Source organism: Providencia rettgeri (assembly GCF_001874625.1).
GTDB lineage: Bacteria > Pseudomonadota > Gammaproteobacteria > Enterobacterales > Enterobacteriaceae > Providencia > Providencia huashanensis.
The window spans coordinates 481,568-506,301 of record NZ_CP017671.1 but is presented as its reverse complement, the minus strand read 5'-3'; the positions used below and the strand labels follow the sequence as shown (position 1 = coordinate 506,301).

22 protein-coding genes are annotated in these 24,734 nt (G+C 38.3%); 9 read left to right on the top strand and 13 right to left on the bottom strand.

The window, feature by feature from the left end; all coding sequences use genetic code 11:
* Positions 1–7 precede the first annotated feature (7 nt).
* The 5 genes from RB151_RS02270 to RB151_RS02250 all read left to right on the top strand — a co-directional run bounded on the left by RB151_RS02270 (position 8) and on the right by RB151_RS02250 (position 5,562).
* Complete coding sequence (locus RB151_RS02270; protein WP_048608796.1) at positions 8–826, top strand: class I SAM-dependent methyltransferase; 819 nt, start codon at positions 8–10, stop codon at positions 824–826.
* Positions 823–1,668, top strand: coding sequence for a ModD protein (gene modD, locus RB151_RS02265; RefSeq protein ID WP_042848502.1), 846 nt, complete (start codon positions 823–825; stop codon positions 1,666–1,668). The genes RB151_RS02270 and modD overlap by 4 nt, the downstream gene beginning before the upstream one ends.
* 133 nt (positions 1,669–1,801) lie before the next feature.
* Positions 1,802–3,796: a TonB-dependent receptor plug domain-containing protein gene (locus RB151_RS02260; protein WP_048608798.1), complete on the top strand. Its 1,995-nt coding sequence runs from the start codon at positions 1,802–1,804 to the stop codon at positions 3,794–3,796.
* A gap of 452 nt (positions 3,797–4,248) precedes the next feature.
* The gene (locus RB151_RS02255; protein WP_048608800.1) at positions 4,249–5,085 is read left to right on the top strand and encodes a winged helix-turn-helix domain-containing protein; all 837 of its coding nucleotides are present in this window, start codon (positions 4,249–4,251) and stop codon (positions 5,083–5,085) included.
* Positions 5,086–5,562: a FidL-like protein gene (locus RB151_RS02250; protein ID WP_042848506.1), complete on the top strand. Its 477-nt coding sequence runs from the start codon at positions 5,086–5,088 to the stop codon at positions 5,560–5,562.
* A gap of 70 nt (positions 5,563–5,632) precedes the next feature.
* On the opposite strand, the gene RB151_RS02245 is transcribed toward RB151_RS02250, so the two are convergent.
* The 7 genes from RB151_RS02245 to RB151_RS02215 all read right to left on the bottom strand — a co-directional run bounded on the left by RB151_RS02245 (position 5,633) and on the right by RB151_RS02215 (position 12,064).
* Entirely contained in the window at positions 5,633–6,490 is an 858-nt protein-coding gene (locus RB151_RS02245; protein ID WP_042848508.1) for a hypothetical protein, read from the bottom strand.
* Between the two features lie 63 nt (positions 6,491–6,553).
* Entirely contained in the window at positions 6,554–7,093 is a 540-nt protein-coding gene (locus RB151_RS02240) for a fimbrial protein (protein WP_042848509.1), read from the bottom strand.
* Positions 7,093–7,587: a fimbrial protein gene (locus tag RB151_RS02235; protein ID WP_042848511.1), complete on the bottom strand. Its 495-nt coding sequence runs from the start codon at positions 7,585–7,587 to the stop codon at positions 7,093–7,095. The genes RB151_RS02240 and RB151_RS02235 overlap by 1 nt, the downstream gene beginning before the upstream one ends.
* A 10-nt stretch (positions 7,588–7,597) precedes the next feature.
* Complete coding sequence (locus tag RB151_RS02230) at positions 7,598–8,047, bottom strand: fimbrial protein (RefSeq protein WP_225833157.1); 450 nt, start codon at positions 8,045–8,047, stop codon at positions 7,598–7,600.
* Positions 8,048–8,115: 68 nt separating this feature from the next.
* The gene (locus RB151_RS02225) at positions 8,116–8,853 is read right to left on the bottom strand and encodes a fimbria/pilus periplasmic chaperone (RefSeq protein WP_071547649.1); all 738 of its coding nucleotides are present in this window, start codon (positions 8,851–8,853) and stop codon (positions 8,116–8,118) included.
* Positions 8,854–8,887: 34 nt separating this feature from the next.
* Positions 8,888–11,338: a fimbria/pilus outer membrane usher protein gene (locus tag RB151_RS02220; protein ID WP_225833154.1), complete on the bottom strand. Its 2,451-nt coding sequence runs from the start codon at positions 11,336–11,338 to the stop codon at positions 8,888–8,890.
* A gap of 129 nt (positions 11,339–11,467) precedes the next feature.
* Positions 11,468–12,064 carry a fimbrial protein gene (locus RB151_RS02215; RefSeq protein WP_042848515.1) on the bottom strand — a complete coding sequence of 199 codons (597 nt, stop codon included), beginning with the start codon at positions 12,062–12,064 and terminating at the stop codon, positions 11,468–11,470.
* Between the two features lie 939 nt (positions 12,065–13,003).
* Between RB151_RS02215 and zur the strand changes: the two genes are divergently transcribed.
* Positions 13,004–13,519 carry a zinc uptake transcriptional repressor Zur gene (gene zur, locus RB151_RS02210; RefSeq protein WP_042848516.1) on the top strand — a complete coding sequence of 172 codons (516 nt, stop codon included), beginning with the start codon at positions 13,004–13,006 and terminating at the stop codon, positions 13,517–13,519.
* 197 nt (positions 13,520–13,716) lie between these two features.
* Here the strand turns inward: zur and lexA are convergent, their stop codons facing one another.
* The gene (gene lexA, locus RB151_RS02205) at positions 13,717–14,334 is read right to left on the bottom strand and encodes a transcriptional repressor LexA (RefSeq protein ID WP_042848518.1); all 618 of its coding nucleotides are present in this window, start codon (positions 14,332–14,334) and stop codon (positions 13,717–13,719) included.
* 135 nt (positions 14,335–14,469) lie between these two features.
* Positions 14,470–14,844 carry a diacylglycerol kinase gene (locus tag RB151_RS02200; RefSeq protein WP_042848519.1) on the bottom strand — a complete coding sequence of 125 codons (375 nt, stop codon included), beginning with the start codon at positions 14,842–14,844 and terminating at the stop codon, positions 14,470–14,472.
* 126 nt (positions 14,845–14,970) lie between these two features.
* Between RB151_RS02200 and plsB the strand changes: the two genes are divergently transcribed.
* Positions 14,971–17,472 carry a glycerol-3-phosphate 1-O-acyltransferase PlsB gene (gene plsB / locus RB151_RS02195; RefSeq protein WP_071547647.1) on the top strand — a complete coding sequence of 834 codons (2,502 nt, stop codon included), beginning with the start codon at positions 14,971–14,973 and terminating at the stop codon, positions 17,470–17,472.
* 85 nt (positions 17,473–17,557) lie between these two features.
* On the opposite strand, the gene ubiA is transcribed toward plsB, so the two are convergent.
* The 3 genes from ubiA to pgi all read right to left on the bottom strand — a co-directional run bounded on the left by ubiA (position 17,558) and on the right by pgi (position 21,034).
* Complete coding sequence (ubiA, locus tag RB151_RS02190; protein ID WP_042848521.1) at positions 17,558–18,412, bottom strand: 4-hydroxybenzoate octaprenyltransferase; 855 nt, start codon at positions 18,410–18,412, stop codon at positions 17,558–17,560.
* 152 nt (positions 18,413–18,564) lie between these two features.
* Positions 18,565–19,068: a chorismate lyase gene (gene ubiC / locus RB151_RS02185; RefSeq protein ID WP_071547646.1), complete on the bottom strand. Its 504-nt coding sequence runs from the start codon at positions 19,066–19,068 to the stop codon at positions 18,565–18,567.
* A 319-nt stretch (positions 19,069–19,387) separates the two neighbouring features.
* Complete coding sequence (gene pgi, locus RB151_RS02180) at positions 19,388–21,034, bottom strand: glucose-6-phosphate isomerase (RefSeq protein ID WP_071547645.1); 1,647 nt, start codon at positions 21,032–21,034, stop codon at positions 19,388–19,390.
* 487 nt (positions 21,035–21,521) lie between these two features.
* Between pgi and RB151_RS23275 the strand changes: the two genes are divergently transcribed.
* Both RB151_RS23275 and lysC read left to right on the top strand, forming a co-directional pair.
* Entirely contained in the window at positions 21,522–21,683 is a 162-nt protein-coding gene (locus tag RB151_RS23275) for a hypothetical protein (protein WP_155405749.1), read from the top strand.
* A 40-nt stretch (positions 21,684–21,723) separates the two neighbouring features.
* Positions 21,724–23,100, top strand: a complete 1,377-nt coding sequence (gene lysC / locus RB151_RS02170; RefSeq protein ID WP_071547644.1) for a lysine-sensitive aspartokinase 3 — start codon at positions 21,724–21,726, stop codon at positions 23,098–23,100.
* A 52-nt stretch (positions 23,101–23,152) separates the two neighbouring features.
* On the opposite strand, the gene RB151_RS02165 is transcribed toward lysC, so the two are convergent.
* Complete coding sequence (locus RB151_RS02165; protein WP_042848529.1) at positions 23,153–24,616, bottom strand: SEL1-like repeat protein; 1,464 nt, start codon at positions 24,614–24,616, stop codon at positions 23,153–23,155.
* Between the last annotated feature and the right edge of the window lie 118 nt (positions 24,617–24,734).

The window sequence follows — 24,734 nt, the reverse complement described above, 5'->3', positions numbered from 1 at the left end:
AGGGATCATGTTAATTAACCAAATTGATTTCGCAAAAATGTACCAGCAACATATGCAGCAGGCACAACGCACCCGTAAAGAACCTGAGCATTGGGATAAAAAAGCTCAACAAATGGCACAAAATTGTGCCAATCCAAATGACCCATATTTGGTTCAGTTTCGTGAGTTAATGGATTTTACTGGGGCTCAAAGCCTACTGGATGTCGGCTGTGGCCCAGGCTCTATTAGCCTGTGTCTCGCCAATCAATTCAAAGAGGTCATTGGTATTGATTACAGTGGTGGCATGCTGGAAATGGCGAAAATTCGTGCAAAAGAGCTCGGCATTTCCAATGCCCACTTTGAAAAATTAGCGTGGGAAGATAACTGGGACACTCTGCCTAAAGTGGATATTGCCGTCGCTTCCCGTTCGACATTAGTGGATGATTTAAAAACCGCGCTGCTAAAACTCAACCGCCAAACAAAACTGCGCGTTTACACCACTCATACTATCAACCCAACCTTTATTGATGAAAATATTATTCGAGAAATTGGTCGCGAAGTAATACGTTTACCAACTTATATTTATGCAGTGAATATCCTACACCAAATGGGTATCAATGCCCGTGTAGACTTTATTAAGAGCCCGAATCAAGGCGGTTTTGATAGCTTTGAAGCCTTTGCCGATAGCGTCAATTGGTCACTAAAAAACATGACGCCGCAAGAAACAGAAGCTCTGTATCACTACTATCATGCACGAACTGCGTCAGGTGAGAAAATTCCTTATCCATCAAGAGATTGGGCGATGGTCTCATGGGATGTTGTCGATGAGGCCGATTTAACATTATGATTTATTTACCTGATGCATTAATCGACCAATTGCTGTTGGATGATATCCAATACGGCGACCTGACCACTCGCGCCTTAGGGCTACACTCCCAACTTGGTGTAATGACATTTTCCTCTAAACACGGCGGCTGTATTAGTGGGCTCCACATCGCCAAACGCATGTTAGAAAAACTCGGTATCCGTTGTGAGTGCCATTTTCAAGATGGCCAACACGTTGAACCTCAAAGTATTCTAATTCGTGCAACTGGGCCTATTGAAGCCCTGCATCAGGGCTGGAAAGCCACACAAAACGTGCTCGAATGGTGTTGTGGTGTGAGTCACTATACTCAGCAAATGGTCAGTATCTTGAAACAATATCAACCTAACGCACAGCTAGCCTGTACGCGAAAAACAATCCCAAACACTAAGCCCCTTGCCTTAACTGCGATTTTGGCGGGGGGCGCTATTGTTCATCGAGCAGGTAGTGCTGAAAGTATCTTGTTATTCACCAACCACCGGCAGTGCCTTGAACAACCAGATGATTGGCATACACATGTAAAAACATTGCGCCAAAACGCCCCCGAAAAACTGATTATTGTTGAGGCCGATGACTACCAACAGGCCGTTTTGGCGATTGAGGCACAGGCCGATATTGTGCAACTGGATAAACTCCCACCTGACCAAATTCAGCAATTACAAAAACTCGTACAGCAGCAACATTCTCCTTGCCAGTTATCGATTGCAGGGGGAATTAATTTAACAACCATTGAAGAGTTCGCCCAAATAGGTGTGCCGTTGCTAGTCACATCAGCTCCCTACTATGCGGCGCCTCGAGACATAAAAGTGAACATTTTTAAACAATAACCGAAAAAGTTCGCATAAAAAAAGCTATTTGCCAAAAACAGCCTACCCCGTAGGCTGCATTAACTTATGGCTAATCACGCATATCGTTATATAAAAAACAATATATCGAAATTAATGAAACGGGAAAGACATAATGAAAATAAAACAAATAACCTATTTGGTTGGGATGGCTTTATTCACAGCGCAAGGGCACGCCGCCTCAGTTAACAGCGAAAAAAATACTGATGTAATGTCAGTTTGGAGTACACCACTTGCTGCGGATGCGAATATCATCACGCAAGAGCAAATGACACAGTTGAATAAAACCAACGTGGCACAAGCATTGAGTACCATGCCAGGGGTTTCTATTCAAAAGTCAGGGAATCGTAACGAAACTCAAGTTAATGTGCGAGGTTTTGATAGCCGCCAAGTCCCTATCTTTTTTGATGGGGTCCCAACGTATGTCCCTTATGACGGCACCCTTGATCTTGGGCGTTTTATGACTAGCGAACTCGCGAGTGTTGAACTCTCTACAGGCTATACCTCATTACTGCAAGGGCCTAACTTGATGGGCGGTGCGATTAACTTAACGACCGCTACACCTAAAAAGCCATTTGAAGCCAATATCAACTTCAACCAAGGCTTTGCCCGCGGTGCAGATAACGCTCACAATATTAGTGCACGCTTAGGTGGCCGTAACGACCTAGGTTTTATCCAAGTTAGCGGTAGCCAATATAAGCAGCGTTTTATGGGAATACCAGATGCAGAAAATAACAATCCATTAGCAGGTAGCAATGGTCGCCGCCCGAATTCAGCCACAGATGATAAACGTATGATGGTAAAAGTCGGCTGGACACCCCGCGAAGCCGACGAGTATGTGATTACTTACCTAAAACAAGATGGTGATAAAAACAGTGCACCGAGCGTTACCAGTAAGAAACAACAAATTTGGCAATGGCCTGCCTATGATAAAGAAAGCATCTACTTCAATAGTACAACTCAAATAACTAATGATATCGCACTACAAAGCCGCCTATATCACGATACCTTTAAGAATACACTCCATCAATATAAGTCTGTGAAAGACTATAAGAAAGGTACTTACAACTACAGTCGTTATGATGACTATAGCAATGGTGCCGATATGCGTGTTGACTTCACGGTGCGTGAATTAGATATGCTTTCATTTGCCGCACACTGGAAAGAAGACATACACCGCGCTAGGTCTAAAAGAGATGTGCCATTCGACCGCTATAAAGATAATACCTATTCCATTGCTACGGAATATCAATGGGTTGCGACTGATAAGCTAGATATTGTCGGCGGTATTGGCTATGACTGGCGCAAAAGTGCTGATAGTAAACGTTATGATTATAAATCAGGCGACTTTAATACCTATGATGGAAATAACCAACATGCATTTAACTGGGAAGTGATGGCTCGCTACCACTTAACGAATGAAGATACCATCCAATTTTCTGTGTCAGAAAGAAGCCGTTTCCCAACGCAAAAAGAGCGTTATACAAAAAACAAAATGAAGAGTGATGATTCCTTCGTTATTAACCCTCACCTTGATGCAGAGCGTGCCCTTACCTACGACTTAACCTACAAAGGATATGTCACACCACAATGGACCTACACAACCAGTGTTTACTATAACCACGTTTCGGATGCCATCATGGCACACCATATTGGCAAAAATGCTGATGGCGGTGATTTGCTACAAAACCGCAATAGTGGCAAAGTCGACTACTTTGGCATTGATATAGGAACAACAGGGCAAATCACCGATTGGTTAGAAGCAGGCTTAAGCTACGGCTATATTCATGCTGATCCAAAACACTACAGTGTCAAACATGTCGCCGAGCTACCTACCCACAAAGCCTTTGCTTGGGTGAAATTGACTCCTTACGAACCGTTTAGTATTACGCTTACCGAAGAAGCAAGAAGTTGGGCATTTAACTATGTCGATAATGACAGCAAAGTACGTGGGTTCGCCAAAACTGACCTTCGTTTCGATTATGAATTAGGGAAAGGTATTTCAGTCAACACCTCTGTAAATAATCTATTTGATAAATCCTACGAATACACCAATGGCTATATAGAAGAAGGTCGTAACTATTGGTTAGGTATTGAATATAAATACTAACATTTAATATATTAGGCAGAGGTTTAATCCTTTGCCTAATATAAATTGCATTAGAGTTTAAATTATAGCATAAGTAAAATCTCAAAAACTAAGTACATTTACTTACTGCAAACACCAAATAATGAAATTATTTCTAATGCCATCAACTCTATAGGTTTATATATTTTTTTTACAACATAGATGATTTAAATTAAGACTTAAATCTCACTAAAATAAAAAAATCAGCGTTAAATAACGATAATCAGTTCAATTCAATAAATTTGTTAACAAACCACAAAAATGCTCACCCCACAATACTTGAAGTTAATTGATTCCCTATTTAGACTATAAGTACAAAAATAAAAACTCAAAAAATCACTTACCTCAAATTAATTAAAGATAACTTTAAATAATTACATTTTTATAACTTAATGCTATTTAAGCCTTTAATTTAGAGAGAGCAGAAAGTATTTATGAATAATTTACATGGTTACACCATTGATGATAAATATATTTTCGAGGAAAACTCAAGTTTAATTTTCTTAAAACTTGATCGCAGTCAATATATTGAGTTATCAAAAACAGCATCTCGATTGTTCGGTGAGATTATTTCATTAAATCTGAAAAAAGGAATCGCAACACGAGATGAACTTCTTACTAATGTGTGGGAAGAGTACGGTCTTGTAGGTTCAAATAATAATTTAAACACTTACATCAGTGAAATAAGAAAAAAGCTTGAGCAGATTGGTATTGATCCTAAATCAATCGTGACGGTACCTAAAAAAGGGTTCCGCCTTGATAGTCATATTTCTATCCACGAAAATGAAATTATCGATAAAGATTTAGATAAGCAAGAAACTGAAATAAAATTTGGTCCAACTCCAGTCAATAAGCAAAAAATAATCACAGTACAAAATCATCAAGTTAAAAGTTCACAAGTAAATAAAAAACCTATCAAATTGATATTACTAGCAATATCAACGTTAACAGTTTGTTACTTAGCCTATCTATTCATTTATAACTTAACACCTAAAGCTAATGCTACAAGTAGTTATTTAACTTTAAGTGCCCGGGAAAACTGTGTTATACAGACCCCCCTAGGCATGATAGGAAAGGTTTCAAATGAAAACATAAGCTTTATACAAGCCAGACTCGATAAATATAATATCTCCTGTAATGAACCAAAACGTATTATTCTTTTATCTAATTTAAACAGAACATATTCATTTGATAAAAATTTTTCCCTTAGTATCTGCAAAGAAATGAATAATAAATATGATTGTGTATCAATAAACGATCAGAGAATTTAAATGAAAAAATATATTATTGTCTCTATTCTTCTAGTCTCCACTGCATCAATCACCTCATATACCTTGAAACAAAAACAAAATGAGATAAAAATATGCCATTCTGAAATTGTTTGGATTAAAGATAATGGAAATCAAGATGGATTGAATATGAAATCAAAAGTTGCCATCCAATTAGATCAAGATAATCATGGCCGAATGAATTTATACGGTTATATTAAAAATAATGAGGTAACCTATCGTTTAGATAGAGCCGTTTACTTTGATTATCACGCCGTTGACTATAAAAATAATTATGTTATTAACTTTAAAACTTTGTCTATTACATCATCCGATAGTACACCCGAGTCCATTTTTTCCAAGTTCATTCAGTTAGAAAAAGATAAAATAAAATACTATGTCAATATTACTAAAATGGATGATAACATTTATATATTAAATGATGAAAGTTACTCTTCCTTTACCTGTAATATCAAGTAAAAAAAAGCCTACTAAATAGTAGGCAAAACCGTCAACATGGGAAAATGACGAATACAAAATATAGTTTAAATTATGGGATAGTAAGAACCAGTGTAATGCGGCCACTAAATTTCCCTGGAATAACAGTACCATTTGTTTTCAAAGTCGACTCTACACGCACAGGCCAAACTTTATTCTCTTGAACCGACTGTACAATTCCAATCGCTGCGGAACGGTTATTTAATGTAACATGTGATTTTAATGAACCATCTGGTCTTAAATTTACATCATCATATTGTAAGTTTGATGAGACTTTCACACTCATATCTTGGTTACAAATAACATAAAATAAGCTTGTTTGCATGTTGCCATTTAATTCATTAGCGTTTAATGACCCATGATTGAGTTCAAGTATACCTCCGTTACCATCAGGAGAAGTAAAGTAACATTTACCTGCTGGTGGCGGAGCAATACCACAAATTCCCCCAGGTAACATTGTTGCATAGCTTTTTTTCGCAGTTTCTCCTACAAAAATCCCCACACATTCATCAGTAGTGATCGAACCACTATGGCGGCTCTCTCCTCTACGAGGGAATGTCAACCCACACTGTGATTGTGCTGCTTCAATTATCGAAGCCATAGTAGGATAATTAGCAAAATTAATCCCACATGACCAATCAGCTCGGGAAGCTATTCCCCCTTTAGTTTTTCCTGAATGCAAATGGTTTATACTAAAATAACAATTCTTAGCCCCTTTGCTACCTAATACGGAAACACAAGGGTTCGGCTCCGTAGGTGAGTTTGCTTTCCAATAATCCATCTGATAGTAATAGGTATATCCATTTCCTTTTACTATATCTTCCACATATGAAAAATATGTTGAACCATAGCTTATTGATGTAATTAAAAAAAGAGGTATAAATAGTAATTGCTGTATTCTTTTTCCCATTTTAAATCTCTTTATAGTTGAATTAGAGGTTATTTCTATAAAAGTAGGCGTCTGAAAATAGAATTACTCATACTCAAATAAAAACGTAGCGATTGCCGAAATATGCCCGGTTTTAATTTGCTGGTTAGCAATAGAATCAGGTGTCGCTTTGAGAAAAGTATCAAACTTCAACTCATTTTTTCCTGACTGAGTAATAGGAATTAATGGAGAAACCTGATTGATTTTAATTTCCTCACCACTACTGAGCTTAAAACCAATGCCTAAGCCTGGATTAGATTCTGCACCTGTCAGGGCGATAAAACCTGGCATCTGACCATGTTCAGCCCCAGAAATTTTTACTTTCATTCTCTTTGCAATACTGAGATCACAATTAGATAGAGTAAGCGTCATTTCACGTCGCGGTAATTGATATGTTGGGTCATAAATATCCAGTAAACGGATATCACCAAAATCCACCTCAACATTCTTATTTTCAGGCAAAACCACACAAGGTGAGTTAACCAACCTTCCTTTTATTTTGACATTATTTGTTGCTGCTACAACAATATGGCTAGCTGTAAAGCTAAAAAATCCGATTAATAATAGCTGGTTGATTTTTTTCATTACTCGTACTCCACAACCATCGTTGCATTGGCAACAAAATCACCTGTTTTTATTTCATTATTTCCATTACGTATTAAAACAGCCCATAAAACGCCAGGAGAACTTGGGTCAATCAAATACTTTTTTCCAAGCTCTAAATCTTGGTCTGCTAATTGAAACTTAACAGCAAGATTATCGACCCCTGTACTTATTCCATTAAGGTCAAAAGCGCTTTTCGCACCATTTAATTTTAAGTACATGGCCCAATTATTTTTATTGTCACCGCATTGAATTTGGTAATTTACTTGTTTTTTCTGATCATTACCTTGTATCGATTTAACTGAAATAGTCTCGAAATCTACTTCAATATCTTTGCCATCATCAATGTGGCATGGTGGTGGCGTGATTAAATTACCTTTTATACTGATTTCAGTCTCATAATCCTTTGCATTTGAAACAAAAGGCAATGAGACCATCAATAAGACTGCACTCATAATCATTTTTACATTCAACATGTTTCAGTCCTTATTGATATTCCACTTTCAATGTTGCTGTCGCTGTAAAACTCTTTGCAGGAAGGTCTGTTCCACTTTTTTTGACTAATATCGCATCAAGCTTTGCAGGATTTGCAAAATTAAAAGAACGTTTACTTCTAAGTGGAAAATCTTTTGAATCTGCTGTAAAACGCACAGCCAAATTTCCAACGCTTGTTTTTAATAACCCCTGATCAAATGAAGATGAGAGTCCATCAATAAATATGTTTAATTTAGGTTTAATTCCATCCTTACAACTCACCGTATACTCTATGGGCTCTTTATAAACTTCACCTTGAACACGAGTCGTCATAACATCGCCAAAATCTATTTCGATGGTTTGTCCATTATTGATTGTGCAAGGTTTGGATAAAACTTCACCTTTAATATCAATATATAAGAATCCTGAAAATCCAAATACATTTGATATATTAAGAGTCATTAAAACCCCCAATATCCGCATTACATTTTTTCTGGATATCATAAAATTAATGGACATAATCATTAGCCTTATTTTCTAGGTACTACGGAACATTCTGTTGCTTGACAACTAAATTTCAAATCAACCGCACCACCAAAATCATTAAGATAAACTAAGGTTGGCATAGAGCCTAAGCCTCCAGAAACCGTACCTAAACTGGATTCATCAAAAGGGGCTATCATGACTGGCTCAAAATTTGTAACGTCTGTATTACCTTTTTTCAATTTAGTAATTGATAAAAAATAAGGTGATGGGTTTTTTACTAAATAATCAGCACCACGCTTAACAATTTTTATATTATTTTCTTGTGGGATAAATTCCATACGCTCTTTTATCATTATCGTTATCGGTCGATAAAAAATCTTAATTTTTGTTTGTAATGCAATTTGTAGAACATTGGCCTTTTCGCTACGTGGTGGAATTTCCCTTACATTCAAATAATAGATACTTTCCCTGTCCTTTGGTAACTGAGAAATAGCCGGCAAAGATTGGATTTTAATTTGACTTTTAGAATTTGCTTCTATTCTATGAACCGGCGGAGTCACAATAAAAGGCGATGTAACTTTCTCATTATTATCATTTTCTATCCATGCTTGTGCTAAGTATGGGCTTGTTGAGTGTTCATTTGTAAGCCCCATACTCACCGATTTATCATTTTCATTATAAATAACACGAGTTCTATCAAGCGCAATAGCCGCATAAGCCGATTGCATTAATAAAAACAAACTCATTACTGTTACTATTTTAGCATTTAGACTTATATTCATATTTTCACCGTTGACGTTAATACATTACTTATAATTATTTGCATGGTAATAATATTGTTTTTTCCATGCCAATTTCTATTTTTTCAGGTATTTGAATATGACATGATGATTTATCACCCCATTTAACTTTAAGGATATCTGATTGATTAATACCTGCTAAATAAACAAACCCATTATCTGATACAATTCCAACTTCAATATTTTTCTCATTGATAACGGATGATCCAAAAGGTGGATAACTATTATTTTCTAAACTGATAGTTCCTAATATTTTTTCACCTTTAATCACATTGAATTTCCGATAACCAATCGCCCCCTCAGTTAAGGTTGCATATTGGTTTGAATCCAATGCTTCGGCATTATCCGGTATGCTATTTATATCAATCCGTAAATTATTACGGTTGAAATCCATGATACTTGTGATAACAGCCTTACCATAACGATTTGTTTTAATGGGTGTTACTCCAGTTCGAACAGGGATCCCCTCAATACCATTCGTATCGATTAAGACTCTTGACCCTCCATTTATTGAGGTATTACGATGCAATGCTCCACCTTCTGGAGTAACTGTTAGCCCACCTTTTAGTTGCATAGATAATGCAGTTTGATTGTCCTGAGTGTACGTTCCATTGATATTAACTTGTGCTGCATCACCATCATAATTATACATACCTGATGTCGTTACTTTATTTTTATCCCACGTTCCCGCAGAAATAGAATATGTGCTTCGCTCATTAATACGGTCATAGTAATTGACATTATGACTACTATTACTAGAAAATGAGCCTGAATAACTAATACTTGCTTGATTATCATTTAATGGCACATTTAAATTTAAATAAACGCCATTATCATCATTTTGATGAGATTTGGTTTTATATGCAGTTAAACTTAAGCTTAAATTTTTTATTTTCCCCATATCAAAATAATTAGAAACCGTTAGGTTATATTGGTCAGTTGAAGAACGGTTCCAATAAGTTTGATGCGAGTAATTTAAATACATATTTGTATTATATTCAGGAAACGCCGTGCCAAATATAATGGTATATAATTCTTTACCGCTATCCATCGTGCTATCATTATAACGCCTATCAATAAATTGACTCATATTCATATAGTTTCTTTCAGAAAATCGATAGCCTGCAAATGTAATTTGGCTATTGATATCATCGAACTGTTTAGAATATGTTAAATTATAGGAGTTCCCTGTCAAAGTACGATGATTATCCGCTCTTCCCATCTCCGCTCTAGATACACTAATATTACCTGAAAGCACACCAAATGGAGCGAAATCACGCCCTATCCCTAACGCAATATTTTGATATTCTGAAGAACCTAAAACCCCACCATAAACAGTCGTGTTATTTGTTGCTCCCCACGATAAAGAACCTAAACTAAATACAGGCCCTTGAGTACTATGCTCATTTTTACTTGGCTTACCCAAAACAAGTTTATAAATAAGTTGCCCTGGTCGCGTTAATGTTCCCAACCTCGAAGTTTCAACTTTATAATTTGTGACATTACCATCCTGTTCTTGAACAGAGACGTCTAATGTCCCTCCTCCAAAAGAGTTAACATCCTGAATTCTAAATGGACCAGGGCTTACTTCTGTCTGGTAAATAATTCGGCCATCTTGTTTAACAATCACCGTTGCATTTGATTTTGCAACTCCCGCAATTTCAGGGGCATACCCTTGTAAACGAGGTGGAAGCATAGATTCATTAGTTTCTAAGCTCGCTCCCACGTAACGTATGCTATCGAATAATTCAGAAGATAAATATTGCTCACCAAATGTTAAGCGTGAATTTAACGCTCGAATTGCGCGATACAGGTAAAGTTGGTTCCATGACCATGATTGGCCACCTTTATTTAACTCACCCTTTTGAGTCTGCCAGTCTGCTCTAACGCGCCATGCACCGATATTTGTCCCCATGGTTCCTGTCGCAGTAATACCAGACTCAGTCCCTTTATCACCAGTACGCTTATTAACAATACGCCCAGTTGCATTGTAATCAATAAACGCACCTAAAATACCATCATCCCAACGAGATGGAGGATCCCAATTAGGGTCTTGATACTCCATAAATGCTTGAGGAATATTTATATCGACATTATTTTTTGCTAAGTCACCCTGAATACTCATATCAGGAATAGAACGAATATCTAAGCATTGGTCATTATGTAACCACGTTACTTTTTTACTCCAATTACTTTGTAAACCGAGTTGCTTATAAAGCTCTGGTGTAATACATGCAAGAGATATTTTATCGTCATAATCAGGTGTAAAAAAAATAATAGGTTGCTCCATAGAAATTTTAACTCTATTAACAGATACCGCTAATGAGTAATTTCCAGGAGGAATATAATTTGCGTGAGAGAATTTACTGAAGTCGACATTTTCAGTGCTGTCTGTTTCAAGAAAGTCCGTGTTAAAATCAATAGCCTCTTCGGAAAATACAAACACCGGCGTTAATATTAAAAGCATTAATTTTGTAATTAAATTGAGTCTTATGCTTTTCATTTAATTATGCGCCTATCAAACAAAGTAAAAAGGTATAGAAACATATGGCCTTCCATACGCCACATGTTTCTATTTATCTAACTCAAATAAGTCTTATTGATATACGATTTTGAAGTTAGCAACAGTATTGAAACTACCCGTTGTTGCTTTAGCGTTAGCATCTTCATTACCTTTAACATATGCTGCAAAATGTAGAGTTGTTTCTTTGCCATCTCCTGCATTTAATGCATAACCGTCACCAGTACCTGGGAATGCTTTACCAAATTCAACAACTTTGTCTGCACCGTTAGTAATTACGATACCTGCGTTTTTAACTTTTCCGCCTAAACCAAGTAATTCACCTGTAAAGCCTTGGAATCCAGAGATTGTTGGACCAGTAAACGTGATTTTTGCGTTTTTGTAAGTTTCAGTTGAACAATTTTTCAATACGATATCGAAATCTTTGCTGTCTGAACGATATTGGTTTGATGTCAGTTCATGTAATGCGATTTCACCAAACTCAACTAGTTGTTTTAGGTTATTTGCATCAATTGAACATGGAACATCGTTAATGAAACCAGTGAAACGGATTTCACCTTGTGAGCTTTCTACTGTTTTTGCTGGAACGACAGGATCTTCAGCTAATGCAGCTCCAGAGAAACCAATCCCAAAACCAATAGCTAGAGTTAATGCTAATTTATTCAATTTCATAAACATTTCCTTAAATAAGTAGGAAGGATTTTCCTCTTTCTGATTTTTATTGATAATTTGCGCTTATCAGTAAAGTTTTTCAGCACTCCAGCTTTATAAACTTCTTTCAGATTAGAGGGTTATATATAAATAAGGTCCTTCTCATTTATCATCTTTTTTAAAAACGTAAATCCATTACACTAGTTTTCTTGCTTTTTAATTAACAACTCAATTTTCGCTGTAACTTTTAAAAATTGACGTAGAAAACTAAATGAATATTTATACATACGCTTCAATTCTTTCTGATGTCAATTCTACAATCTCAATATATATTGTCAAAAATCACACCTGAAGTGAGTTTATATAGAATAATAACCCTATATTCACTTAAATATAAAATAAAAAACCAAAACAACTCATTTATATATGAATCAAATATGTCATTTAGGAAAATTTATATAAAATCTTCACTTTCTATTTATAAGATTTTCAAAATATTTCAAAATAAACAAAATTAGCCACTAAAATATAAAACTATACAGCAGAGGAAATTAATATATTTAATCTATAAATAGTAACTTAATTGAACAAAATCCAAGGAAAAAAAATTTTATCACTCATTTATAGGAAAAATAAAATTTCAGATAAGATAAATCTTAATTAAAATTTATATCAAAAGGTAACACTTAGTTTCAAAGAATTGTTTTAGACTAGTTACTCTTTTAAAAATTAAATGTTTAATTTTTGTTATTTATATATTGATAATGCTGTATATAAAAATATCTTCTTTATCTCCTTCATGAGTTATAAATTTTATTTTTCATTTTTTTATCTAACAAAGCTTAGCTAGATAGCTGTCTTCATCCTTTCACTTTTTCTTTTCAAGCTATTTCAGTCAGAAAACTATGATAAACTTGTTACCATAGTTGATACTTTGTTTTCGAAGTTGGGGTCAGTAAAATGAAAAAAATGAATGAAGATAAGATACTGGTAATGGCAGAACGCATTTGCCAGTCAAGAGGCGTTAGATTGACTCCACAGAGAGAAACTGTATTACGCCTTATCGCGCAACAACACGGTGCTATCAGTGCCTACGATTTATTAGACTTATTACGTGAAGTTGAACCACAAGCAAAGCCCCCTACCGTTTACCGTGGGCTTGAGTTTTTAATGGAACAAGGCTTTATTCATAAAATAGAGTCAACCAACAGTTATGTCGTTTGTCACCACTTTGATAACCCTAGCCATATTTCAGTGATGTTAATTTGTGACCACTGCGGTAGCGTAACTGAAAGTGATTGCACAACCATTGAAGCCGCTATTATCAGCCTAGCGGAAACCAACCAGTTCCGTTTGCGTCATACTGTGGTTGAAAACCATGGCTTATGTAAAAACTGTGATGAGATTGATAGCTGCCAAGATCACGCACATTGCCACCATGACCATCAACAGCCTATTACTACAAAGAAAAAGTAATAAATAGAAGTGATAGAGTTAACGGTGTTGCTTATATAAGAAAAGAATATTCGATGAGATGCAAAGAAAAGAGACAAAAGAAAAGGAACAAGTAAAGCAGGCAGATCTCTACACATCAATTTGAAATCTGCCAGCAATCATTGAATTATCAAACAAGCAGCGTCAACTTAGCGCTTACCAACCTGATAATTTAAGAATTAATACCAATCACTATTGCGGATCACGCCAACCGCTAAACCTTCAATTGTGAAGCTTTGTTCGCGTAAATCGACAATAATTGGTGCAAATTCAGGATTTTCAGCAATTAACTCAACACGATTACCTTGCTGTTTAAAGCGTTTAACAGTCACTTCATCATCAATACGCGCAACAATCACTTGGCCATTGTGTGCATTTTGTGTTTTATGAACCGCTAGTAGGTCACCATCCATAATACCGATGTCTTTCATCGACATACCATTCACACGTAATAGAAAATCTGCGTGAGGTTTGAAGAGTTCTGGATCAACTTGATAGTGACTTTCGATATGTTCTTGCGCTAATAAAGGTTCGCCAGCGGCAACACGCCCAATCAAAGGTAGCCCTTGATCATCAGCTTCTTCTTCAAGAAGCAAGCGGATACCCCGTGATGCCCCAGAAACAATTTCAATTACACCCTTGCGAGCCAAGGCTTTTAAATGTTCTTCTGCCGCATTAGGCGAACGAAAACCCAGGCTTGCTGCTATTTCAGCACGTGTAGGAGGCATACCCGTCTGCGAAATGTGATCACGCACCAGATCATAAACCTGCTGTTGTCGAGCCGTCAGTGCTTTCATTCCGTTCCCCTGTTTGTTTATACAGTCAGACTGTGAGTATATACAGGTAAATGAAGATTTGGAACAGTTAAATTGCTGAATTTAGGCATTTGTTATCGATTGACTTCTTTTTCGACTTTAAACTGTTTTTATTAACTAGCTGGCAAAATAACGTTGCCATAAAACCAGAGCCCAAATAAAAAGTGCTAAACCAATACTGACAAACACTGCGGCAGAGCCTATATCTTTCGCGCGGCCTGAAAGCTCATGGTATTCACTACCAATACGGTCAACAACAGCTTCTACGGCACTATTTAATAGCTCAACAATCGCCACCAGCACCACTGAACTAATTAGCAGTATTCTATCTATATAACTGATATCTAAGAAAAAGGCGATAATAATCGCAATTACTGCTGCAACAGATTCTTGACGAAATGCCGCTTCGTTTACCCAAGCGGCTTTTAGCCCTTTAAGGGAATATCCCGCGGCTTTAATTACACGGGTAAAGCCCTTAGTTTGACTTGCCATATTTATTCCTTAAAAAATACAAACAATAATCGATTTTTACGGTCAAAGTGAATTGTCAGTAACAGATCTGCCAGTAGATTTCTGGTATGATTGCGCAGCATTGTTAACAAGAGGCTATAATCATTTATGTCACTATGGCGTAAAATATATTACAACACGTTGAATTTACCACTTAAATTATTGGTAAAAAGTAAACTAATTCCATCGGACCCCATTGCAGAGTTGCAGCTTGATACTAACAGGCCAACACTGTATGTATTGCCTTACCACTCTAAGTCCGACCTCCTAACGCTACGGCATCAATGCTTGGCTATCGGTTTACCTGACCCTTTGGTTGATAACGACATCAATGGCACTAAGCTCCCTGCTTATGTGTTTATCGATGATGGCCCTCGCGTATTTCGCTATTATTCACCGGACCCGCGTAAAGATTCCGTCAAAACATTCCATGCTTATTTAGATTTGCACAAAAACAACCCTAATCTAGATATTCAAATGTTACCCGCGTCTGTAATGTTCGGGCGCTCTCCTGGTCGTGAAGGGCATACCCCTGCACCACCACTGAAACTATTAAATGGGGTGCAAAAGTTTTTTGCTATCCTGTGGTTAGGTCGTGACAGTTTTGTTCGCCTATCGCCACCCGTTTCTATTGGAAAAATGGCTCAGGACCACGGTACTGACACCATTATTGCCAATAAACTGGCACGTGTCGCCCGTATTCACTATTCACGCCAGCGCCTTGCTGCGGTTGGCCCGAAACTGCCGGCCCGCTATGAACTATTCAATAAGCTTCTGACCTCAAAAGCAATTGAAAAAGCCGTCGAAGACGAAGCACGCAGTAAAAAAATTCCATTGAAAAAAGCGCAGCAAAACGCAGTGAATATGATGGAAGAAATTGCTGCGAACTTCTCCTATGAAGCCGTGCGTTTAACTGACCGTGTGCTCAGTTGGACATGGAACCGCCTCTATCAAGGTATTAACGTGCAGCATGCTGAGCGCGTTCGCCAATTAGCGCAAGATGGTCATGAAATTGTGTATGTGCCCTCCCACCGAAGTCACATGGACTACTTACTGCTCTCCTATGTTCTTTACCATCAAGGTCTCGTTCCACCGCACATTGCTGCTGGTATTAACCTAAACTTCTGGCCTGCCGGTCCGATTTTTCGCCGTCTTGGCGCATTTTTTATCCGCCGTACTTTTAAAGGCAACAAATTGTATTCCACGGTTTTCCGTGAATATTTAAGTGAACTGTTTGCTCGTGGTTACTCTATCGAGTATTTCGTTGAAGGTGGGCGCTCCCGAACAGGCCGTTTATTGCAGCCCAAAACCGGGACACTATCAATGACGCTGCAAGCCATGCTACGTGGCGACTCACGCCCTATTACTATTGTGCCTATCTATATTGGCTATGAACACGTAATGGAGGTAGGGACCTACGCAAAAGAACTGCGCGGGGCAGAAAAAGAGAAAGAAGGTTTATTTTCCATGATCCGCGGGTTGCGCAAACTGCGTAACTTAGGTCAAGGGTATGTGAACTTTGGTCAGCCAATTTCTCTTTCTCATTATCTGAACCAGCGTGTCCCAGATTGGCGTGACTCAATTGATCCAATTGAGCCACAGCGCCCATCGTGGCTAAACCCAACAGTTAGCTCTTTAGCGGATAACATTATGGTAAATATCAATAATGCTGCCGCCGCTAACGCGATAAATTTATGTGCAACGGCTTTACTGGCCTCACGCCAACGTTCATTAACACGTGAACAACTCATTGAGCAAGTGGAATGTTACCTGCAATTATTACGTAATGTGCCGTATACGCCTGATGCGACAACGCCTAATAAAACGCCGGAACAACTGCTCGAACATGCATTGCAGATGGATAAATTCGAGGTAGAAAAAGACAGCATGGGGGATATTATTATTCTTCCTCGCGAAAATGCCGTTTTAATGACCTACTACCGTAACAATATCCATCACTTACTGGTACTACCGTCATTAATAACCAGTATTGTGCTGCATCATGAACGCATCAGCCGTCAAGAAATTTACTATCAAGTGAGCCAAATCTACCCGTTCCTAAAAGCAGAATTGTTTATGCGTTATAACGATGAACAGCTGCGTGAAACGGTAGATACTCTAATTGATGAACTGAATAATCAAAAGCTTATCTGCTTAAGAGACGACGATATTGTAGTGTTGAACCCACGCCGTATTCGTCCATTACAGCTCTTAGCAGCAGGTGTCCGTGAAACACTACAGCGCTACGCAATCACGCTGTCATTACTCAATGCCAGCCCTGAAATCAGCCGTAATACGTTGGAAAAAGAAAGCCGCATCCTTGCTCAACGCCTTTCTGTGCTGCACGGTATTAACGCCCCTGAGTTCTTTGATAAAGCAGTGTTTTCAACTCTCGTTGAAACGCTTAGAGAAGAAGGCTATATCGATAATAATGAAAACGATATTTTTACCACTAATGCCAAGAAGCTGTATGCAGTCCTTGTGCGCCTAATGTCCCCAGAAATTCGTTTAACCATTGAAAGTGTTAGCCAAGCTGATGAATTTTCAGAAGAAAAGAAAGAAGCAATACCCGAGGTAACGGCACAAACTACTGAGCCAGAAAAAGACTAGTTCGGTTTTGTGAAGCCTATAAAGCAAAAAGGTAATGTTTTTCAACATTACCTTTTTTGTTGGCTCATGGAAAATGATTTACTCGCTAAAAATAGCTCACCATAATGCCAATAAACAAAATCAAACCAACAAAATTATTATTCATAAAGGCTTTAAAGCAAGGAGCACGCTCGCGGTTCACCATTAGTTGTTGTTGATAAATAAATAACCCTGCAACAAGCGCCAAAGAAAGATAATAAGTTATCCCTAAGCCTGCTAAAGAACCTACAACCACCAGCAAACCCACCATCAGCAATTGCAATAAGCCGATAATTAATTTGTCATATTGGCCAAATAAGATTGCTGTCGATTTCACACCGATTTTTAAGTCATCATCACGGTCAACCATGGCATACTGTGTATCGTAAATCACAGACCAAATAATATTCACTAAGAATAATAACCAACACACCAGAGGCAGTGTTTCATTGACTGCAGAGAACGACATCGGAATTGACCAACCAAATGCAGCACCTAATACTACCTGAGGTAAATGACTGACTCGCTTAACAAAAGGATACACCCATGCTAAAGCTAGGCCCGCAATAGATAGCCAAATTGTCATTGAGTTAAGCGTTAAAACGAGTAAGAAGGAAAAGCCAACAAGCCCCGCAAACAGTATTTTAGCTTCCCTTTCAGTCACATCCCCACTAGGGAGTGGCCGATGCTTAGTGCGTTCTACGTGACCATCAAAATGACGATCGGCAAAATCATTAATGACGCAACCTGCGGCACGCATAAAAAACACCCCAGCAGTAAACACAATCAAAAGATGTAAACTTGGTGTGCTTTGAGCTGCAATCCATAATGCCCAATACGTTGGCCACAAGAGTAATAGTGAACCAATGGGCCTATCTATACGCATTAAACGGCTGTATGCATGCCATTTACTTAGCGTCATACTTCCCTCCACTTTGTCGTGCTCCTTATTCGATTCCATCATACTTCAAATTGGGTATATGTTTATACCACTCAATTCTGTAAGCCACTGATTTATGTTTGTTGGTGTTGCGTACTTACTGAATTTATGAAAATTTAAAATATTTAGGATAATTAACGATATGCAGGTGATTCAGGTAAAAATATTTCTGTTAATAACAATGGTTTAGCCGATAGTTTTAATCGAGAACTGCGAACCCAACGACCAGCACTAGAACCTATGCGAATATAATCCCGAGTTAAGCCATCACGGCTGAATAAATAACGCCCTAGAGGCATTCTACCTATATCAACCAATTGCTGGTCTTCATCAGTCAATGTTTCTTCTGGAATGACAGTACGGCCTAGTAACCAAGGAATACCATCCCCATACATGACGACTTCCCTGACCCAATAACGAGGGCTTTCAGGTAAAGATTGTGCCTCTTCAATGCTCAACATACCTTGCGATACATAGCGTTCTAAATAAGGTATCACGGTAACTTGCTGGCTGTGTTGTTCAAAGCGTTTTGTCATGGAACCAAGTTCTAACAACCAATCTAACGTATTGGCAGGAACTATTTTATCATCCTCAGCCAACCAATGAATGGGATGGGAGGTAAATAGTGTTTCATCCATTACTTAAATTTCCACCATGGATAACATGGTTATGATTTACTGTATTTCTTAGACGGTAGGATATCACGTTGTTTTGCTACAGGGTTAAAGTTAGCTAACAATTTATATAAAAAGTCACATTTTCAACACAAAATGTAAAAAAATAGTGAATAAATTTTTAATTACTAACGAGTTATAAACGATAATAAAATTTATTAACATCGTAATAATAAGAATTTATTAGGCAAGTCTCCGTCATTCATTATCTCAATAAAGCGGGAAGTTTTTACAGCTTCCCGCTTTTTCTTCATAAGACAGTGATATGACGTAATAAGAAAGGTTAACGCCAAGCTTTATAGTTATTAATCAAACCATTAGTCGAACTATCATGGCTATTGACTGTTTCGCTATTTTCTAATTCAGGCAAAATACGGCTGGCTAATTGTTTTCCTAATTCCACACCCCATTGATCGAAAGTGAAGATATTCAAAATCGCCCCTTGCGTGAAAATCTTATGTTCATACATTGCGATCAATGCCCCCAGTGAATAAGGGGTAATGGATTTCAATAAGATTGAGTTGGTTGGGCGGTTACCTTCGAATACCTTATACGGTGCCACATATTCCATGTCAGAGATATTTTTACCTTGCGCAGCAAATTCCGCATCAACAACTTCACGAGTTTTTCCAAAAGCTAGCGCTTCAGTTTGCGCAAAAAAGTTAGATAATAATTTTTCATGGTGATCGCCTAACGGGTTATGGGTCACCGCAGGCGCAATAAAGTCACAAGGGATCATTTTTGTCCCTTGGTGAATCAACTGATAAAAAGCGTGTTGACCGTTGGTTCCTGGCTCCCCCCAAATAATTGGGCCCGTTTGGTATGAAACTGGTTTTCCATCTCGGTCTATATACTTACCATTTGATTCCATATTGCCTTGCTGGAAGTACGCTGCAAAACGGTGCATATATTGGTCGTATGGCAGAATCGCTTCAGTTTCTGATTCAAAAAAATTGTTGTACCAAATGCCAATCAAACCTAACAGTACAGGGATGTTTTTTTCTAGTGGTGTTTGGGTGAAATGTTTATCCATAGCATGGGCACCATTCAATAACTGAACGAAATTGTCAAAACCCACGGATAAAATAATCGATAAGCCAATTGCTGACCATAAAGAGTAACGGCCTCCAACCCAATCCCAAAACTCAAACATATTATTAGTATCAATACCAAACTTAGCAACTTCTTCACTATTCGTTGATAGTGCCACAAAGTGTTTGGCAATATGCTGTTCGTCTTTTGCGGTAGCCAATAACCATTCACGTGCTGAATGCGCATTTGTCATGGTCTCTTGGGTCGTAAACGTTTTTGATGCAATTAAAAATAATGTCGTTTCAGGGTTCAGTTTCTTCAGCGTTTCCGCAATTTGTGTGCCATCCACATTAGAAACAAAATGCATATTTAAATGGTTTTTATATGGACGCAATGCTTCTGTAACCATAAATGGCCCAAGATCAGAACCACCAATACCGATATTAACAACATCTGTTATCGCTTTACCTGTATAACCTTTCCACTCTCCGCGAATAATGCGCTCGCTAAATTTCTGCATTTTTTCTAACACAGCATTAACATCTGGCATCACATCTTTACCATCAACATAAATCGGTGTGTTATCACGGTTACGTAAAGCCGTATGTAACACCGCTCGGTCTTCGGTACGGTTGATTTTTTCACCACTGAACATGCTCTTGATCGCGCTTTCTAGCTCAGTTTCTTTTGCTAACGCTAACAGGTTATCTAATGTTTCTTGTGTAATTCTATTTTTGGAGAAATCCACTAAGATTTGACCATCGAACGTTGCCGAAAAATGAGTAAAGCGGTCTTTATCCTGCGCAAACAAGTCACGCATATGAACATCCTTCATTTGCGCAAAATGTTGTTCTAGCGCCCGCCATGCAGCCGTTTGGCTTGGATTAATACTTTTCATGGATAACACTCTCCAAAATAATTTAAAATATAAATATATTGTACCTCGTCAAAGATACGAGACTTATCGGTTTTCTGCGTTATGTTGATATTCCCCAATTCCACGGCACTTTTCCAGACATAATTAACTCTTTCACTGAAATACGCACTTTCAATGTCATTTAACTTTAACAGCAGCGCGTACACGCTAAATCATTCGAGTTGCATGTAGGCGACAAGGGAAGATAGACCGATGAGCATACAAAAGTATGTGATTCGGCTATCTGAGCGCAGTCAACACCCATGCAGCTTGAAGGATGACCACCGCCATATACTCTAAATCATTCGAGTTGCATGTAGGCGACAAGAGAAGATAGACCGATGAGCATACAAAAGTATGTGATTCGGCTATCTGAGCGCAGTCAACACCCATGCAGCTTGAAGGATGACCACCGCCATATACTCTAAATCATTCGAGTTGCATGTAGGCGACAAGGGAAGATAGACCGATGAGCATACAAAAGTATGTGATTCGGCTATCTGAGCGCAGTCAACACCCATGCAGCTTGAAGGATGACGAGTATATTGAGAAAACCGATAATGAATTACCTATCATTAGAATTACTGATTTACTTCGATTCTTGATTGACGCAACGCTAATTACCCGATAAATCTATATAAAAATATAGTTTAACGACAGGGATCGATACCATGAATACAGTAGCGTCTTTATCAGACAACAGTCAGTTTGTTATCGCAAAATTTGGCGGCACTAGTGTCGCGAACTTTGAGGCAATGAACAATAGTGCCAATATCATTCTTTCTAATCCAAATGTTCGAGTCGTTGTGCTTTCTGCCTCCGCTGGAGTCACTAATTTGCTAATAGAACTCGCTGAAGGTTGTGATATTGATAAACGCAATGAGCTACTGAAAAAAGTTAAAGATATCCAATATGCGATTATTGATAATCTGCAAACTGCTGATGTGATCCGTGAAGAAATCAATCGATTACTTGATAATATCGCTCATTTAGCTGATTCCGCGTCTCTCGCCACTTCTGACGCATTGACGGATGAAATGGTTAGTCATGGTGAATTAATGTCAACCCTATTATTCGTAGAAGTCCTCCGCCAGCGCAATACCGAGTCACAATGGTTTGATGTCCGTAAAGTCATGAGAACCAATGAAAGTTTTGGTCGTGCAGAACCTGAGTTGGAGCAGTTGAAAACCCTTGCAGAACAACAGCTGTTACCTCGCTTAGCAGAATCAGTAGTTATTACCCAAGGGTTTATTGGCCGTGATCCAAAAGGCCGTACAACAACACTTGGGCGTGGTGGGAGTGATTATACCGCTGCACTGCTAGCTGAAGTCCTAAGCTTATCTCGCGTTGATATTTGGACTGACGTTCCAGGTATTTACTCTACTGACCCACGGGTCGTGCCAAATGCACAGCGTATTGATGAAATAGCATTCGATGAAGCTGCTGAAATGGCAACCTTTGGGGCAAAAATTTTGCATCCGGCAACACTGCTCCCCGCTGTACGTGCTGGTATCCCGGTTTTCGTTGGTTCAAGTAAATCCCCAGAAGCAGGTGGCACCATTGTTTCTGATAAAACCAGTAACCCACCACAATTCAGGGCATTAGCGCTACGCCGTAAACAAACATTATTAACTCTGCATAGCCTAAAAATGCTACATGCACGTGGTTTTTTAGCTGAAATATTTACGATTTTACTACGCCATAATATCTCGGTAGATTTAATCACAACTTCCGAAGTGAGTGTCGCTCTAACCTTAGATACAACCGGTTCAACAGGGACAAATGGCAGTTTGCTAACTAATGCACTGATGACTGAGCTTTCGGCTCTATGCCGTGTTGAAGTTGAAGAAAACTTAGCCTTAGTGGCCATCATCGGTAATGAATTATCGCAAGTAAATGGGTTAGGGAAACAAATCTTTGGTGCTTTAGAATCTTTCAATATTCGCATGATCAGCTACGGGGCCAGTAGCCACAATATTTGTTTACTGGTTCCCGGTGACGATGCTGAAAATATCGTTCGTACATTACATAGTAATTTATTCGAGTAACCAAACTACCGCTCTAAAACAAAGAAGGCGATATTCATAATCGCCTTCTTATTCAATCAGTTGACTTATTTTTCGTTTTAACGCTGTCAGTGTACTTTAACATTGCGGCTTTCACACCTTTGTTCTGCTGTAATAGTACTAAATTATGTTTGGCAGTGGCATTACCGAGTTCGACTGCGCGCTCAAACCACATGACTGCACGGAAGATATTTTTTTCTCCCCCTTCGCCACGAGCATACATTACAGCAAGGTTATTCTGTGCATCGCTGTTTTTCTTAAATGCGGCATTTTCCAAAAGCTCTCGGGCCTTTAACGAGTTTTGCGCAACGCCAGTCCCCGTTAAATAGAAAATTGCTAATTGATTTTTCGCCTCAATGCTATCCCCTTGTGCCAGTATTAACCAATTTGCAATTTGCGTAACATCGGCTTCTTTCCATTCACCAGCCAAATATAATTTGGCGAGCTTAATTTGTGCTGCGTTATAATCCTGATTGGCTAAATTTTGATACCATTCTACTGCCTTTACAGGGTTCTTTTGAATGCCACCTAACCCTTTCTCATAAAACTCAGCGACCTTCATTCCTGCTTCAAATGATTTGTTTTGTGCAGCTCTTTCATACCATGTGAATGCTTCAGCTAAGTCTTTAGTTACCCCATTGCCAAGCTCATAAACTTTTGCAATAGCCAGTTGCGCCGAAGCATTGTTTTGCTGCGCAGCCCTTTTATACCAATACATGGCTTGATAACTATTTTTCTCAATCGAGTTATGGCCTTCCTGATAAAAATCGCCCATATTGACTTGCGCAATTGCTGAACCCATATTTGCGGCTTGTCGATACAAGTAAACGGCCGTATCATCATCCTGCTCTACCCCGTCACCGTTTTCATACATAACAGCAAGGTTATTAACCGCCGCTGCAACATTATTTACCGCACTTCTTTCATACCATTCACGAGCCTTTGAATAATCAACTTCGCCACCAAGCCCATCATGATAAAATAACCCCATAGCAAACTGTGCATTTGCATGCTCTTGCTCCGCAGCCTCTGAATACCATGCTTTAGCCTGCTGATAGTTTTGCTCAACTCCTACACCATGTTCATATAAATACCCCATGGCATATTGGCAATAAGCATCCCCTTTTTCAGCGCCTCGGCGATACCAGTACTCCGCTTGTTTAAATTTTTTTTGATTTTGCAGCAGCATACCTAAATAATAATCGCCATCTGTATTATCTAAATCAGAAACTTTTTTAAACCAGCGATAAGCTTCCTGATCATTGCTCTGCAAAAAATCGGTTCCATCCATATAGGCTAGCCCGACATCCACCATCGCATCGACATCCCCTTCCTTAGCAGATTTTAATTTAGCTTTAAAATCATCAGGAAATACGACATCGTTGGCCTGACTTGCGGTTTCTAGCGGCTTATTTTTTGTAGAAGGAGCTTCCGAAGTCGCTTGAGCCAAAGACGCAGTGCTCAAACACACTGCTAGAAATAAATACCGTAATTTCATCACCATTACCCATTCATTGGCGTTATGTTATTAACATAACATTCCAATAAAAAATTCATAAGGGATTCAAGCTGAAAAAACGCTATTAGGAAGAAATTTCGTCGAAAAATTTAGGTAG

Excerpts from the sequence above, each read along its gene's own strand:
- RB151_RS02270 (WP_048608796.1), top strand. The coding sequence starts at position 8 with ATGTTAATTAACCAAATTGATTTCGCAAAAATGTACCAGCAACATATG.
- modD (WP_042848502.1), top strand. The coding sequence starts at position 823 with ATGATTTATTTACCTGATGCATTAATCGACCAATTGCTGTTGGATGAT.
- RB151_RS02260 (WP_048608798.1), top strand. The coding sequence starts at position 1,802 with ATGAAAATAAAACAAATAACCTATTTGGTTGGGATGGCTTTATTCACA.
- RB151_RS02255 (WP_048608800.1), top strand. The coding sequence starts at position 4,249 with ATGAATAATTTACATGGTTACACCATTGATGATAAATATATTTTCGAG.
- RB151_RS02250 (WP_042848506.1), top strand. The coding sequence starts at position 5,086 with ATGAAAAAATATATTATTGTCTCTATTCTTCTAGTCTCCACTGCATCA.
- RB151_RS02245 (WP_042848508.1), bottom strand. The coding sequence starts at position 6,490 with ATGGGAAAAAGAATACAGCAATTACTATTTATACCTCTTTTTTTAATT.
- RB151_RS02240 (WP_042848509.1), bottom strand. The coding sequence starts at position 7,093 with ATGAAAAAAATCAACCAGCTATTATTAATCGGATTTTTTAGCTTTACA.
- RB151_RS02235 (WP_042848511.1), bottom strand. The coding sequence starts at position 7,587 with ATGTTGAATGTAAAAATGATTATGAGTGCAGTCTTATTGATGGTCTCA.
- RB151_RS02230 (WP_225833157.1), bottom strand. The coding sequence starts at position 8,047 with ATGACTCTTAATATATCAAATGTATTTGGATTTTCAGGATTCTTATAT.
- RB151_RS02225 (WP_071547649.1), bottom strand. The coding sequence starts at position 8,853 with ATGAATATAAGTCTAAATGCTAAAATAGTAACAGTAATGAGTTTGTTT.
- RB151_RS02220 (WP_225833154.1), bottom strand. The coding sequence starts at position 11,338 with ATGCTTTTAATATTAACGCCGGTGTTTGTATTTTCCGAAGAGGCTATT.
- RB151_RS02215 (WP_042848515.1), bottom strand. The coding sequence starts at position 12,064 with ATGAAATTGAATAAATTAGCATTAACTCTAGCTATTGGTTTTGGGATT.
- zur (WP_042848516.1), top strand. The coding sequence starts at position 13,004 with ATGAAAAAAATGAATGAAGATAAGATACTGGTAATGGCAGAACGCATT.
- lexA (WP_042848518.1), bottom strand. The coding sequence starts at position 14,334 with ATGAAAGCACTGACGGCTCGACAACAGCAGGTTTATGATCTGGTGCGT.
- RB151_RS02200 (WP_042848519.1), bottom strand. The coding sequence starts at position 14,844 with ATGGCAAGTCAAACTAAGGGCTTTACCCGTGTAATTAAAGCCGCGGGA.
- plsB (WP_071547647.1), top strand. The coding sequence starts at position 14,971 with ATGTCACTATGGCGTAAAATATATTACAACACGTTGAATTTACCACTT.
- ubiA (WP_042848521.1), bottom strand. The coding sequence starts at position 18,412 with ATGACGCTAAGTAAATGGCATGCATACAGCCGTTTAATGCGTATAGAT.
- ubiC (WP_071547646.1), bottom strand. The coding sequence starts at position 19,068 with ATGGATGAAACACTATTTACCTCCCATCCCATTCATTGGTTGGCTGAG.
- pgi (WP_071547645.1), bottom strand. The coding sequence starts at position 21,034 with ATGAAAAGTATTAATCCAAGCCAAACGGCTGCATGGCGGGCGCTAGAA.
- RB151_RS23275 (WP_155405749.1), top strand. The coding sequence starts at position 21,522 with ATGAGCATACAAAAGTATGTGATTCGGCTATCTGAGCGCAGTCAACAC.
- lysC (WP_071547644.1), top strand. The coding sequence starts at position 21,724 with ATGAATACAGTAGCGTCTTTATCAGACAACAGTCAGTTTGTTATCGCA.
- RB151_RS02165 (WP_042848529.1), bottom strand. The coding sequence starts at position 24,616 with ATGAAATTACGGTATTTATTTCTAGCAGTGTGTTTGAGCACTGCGTCT.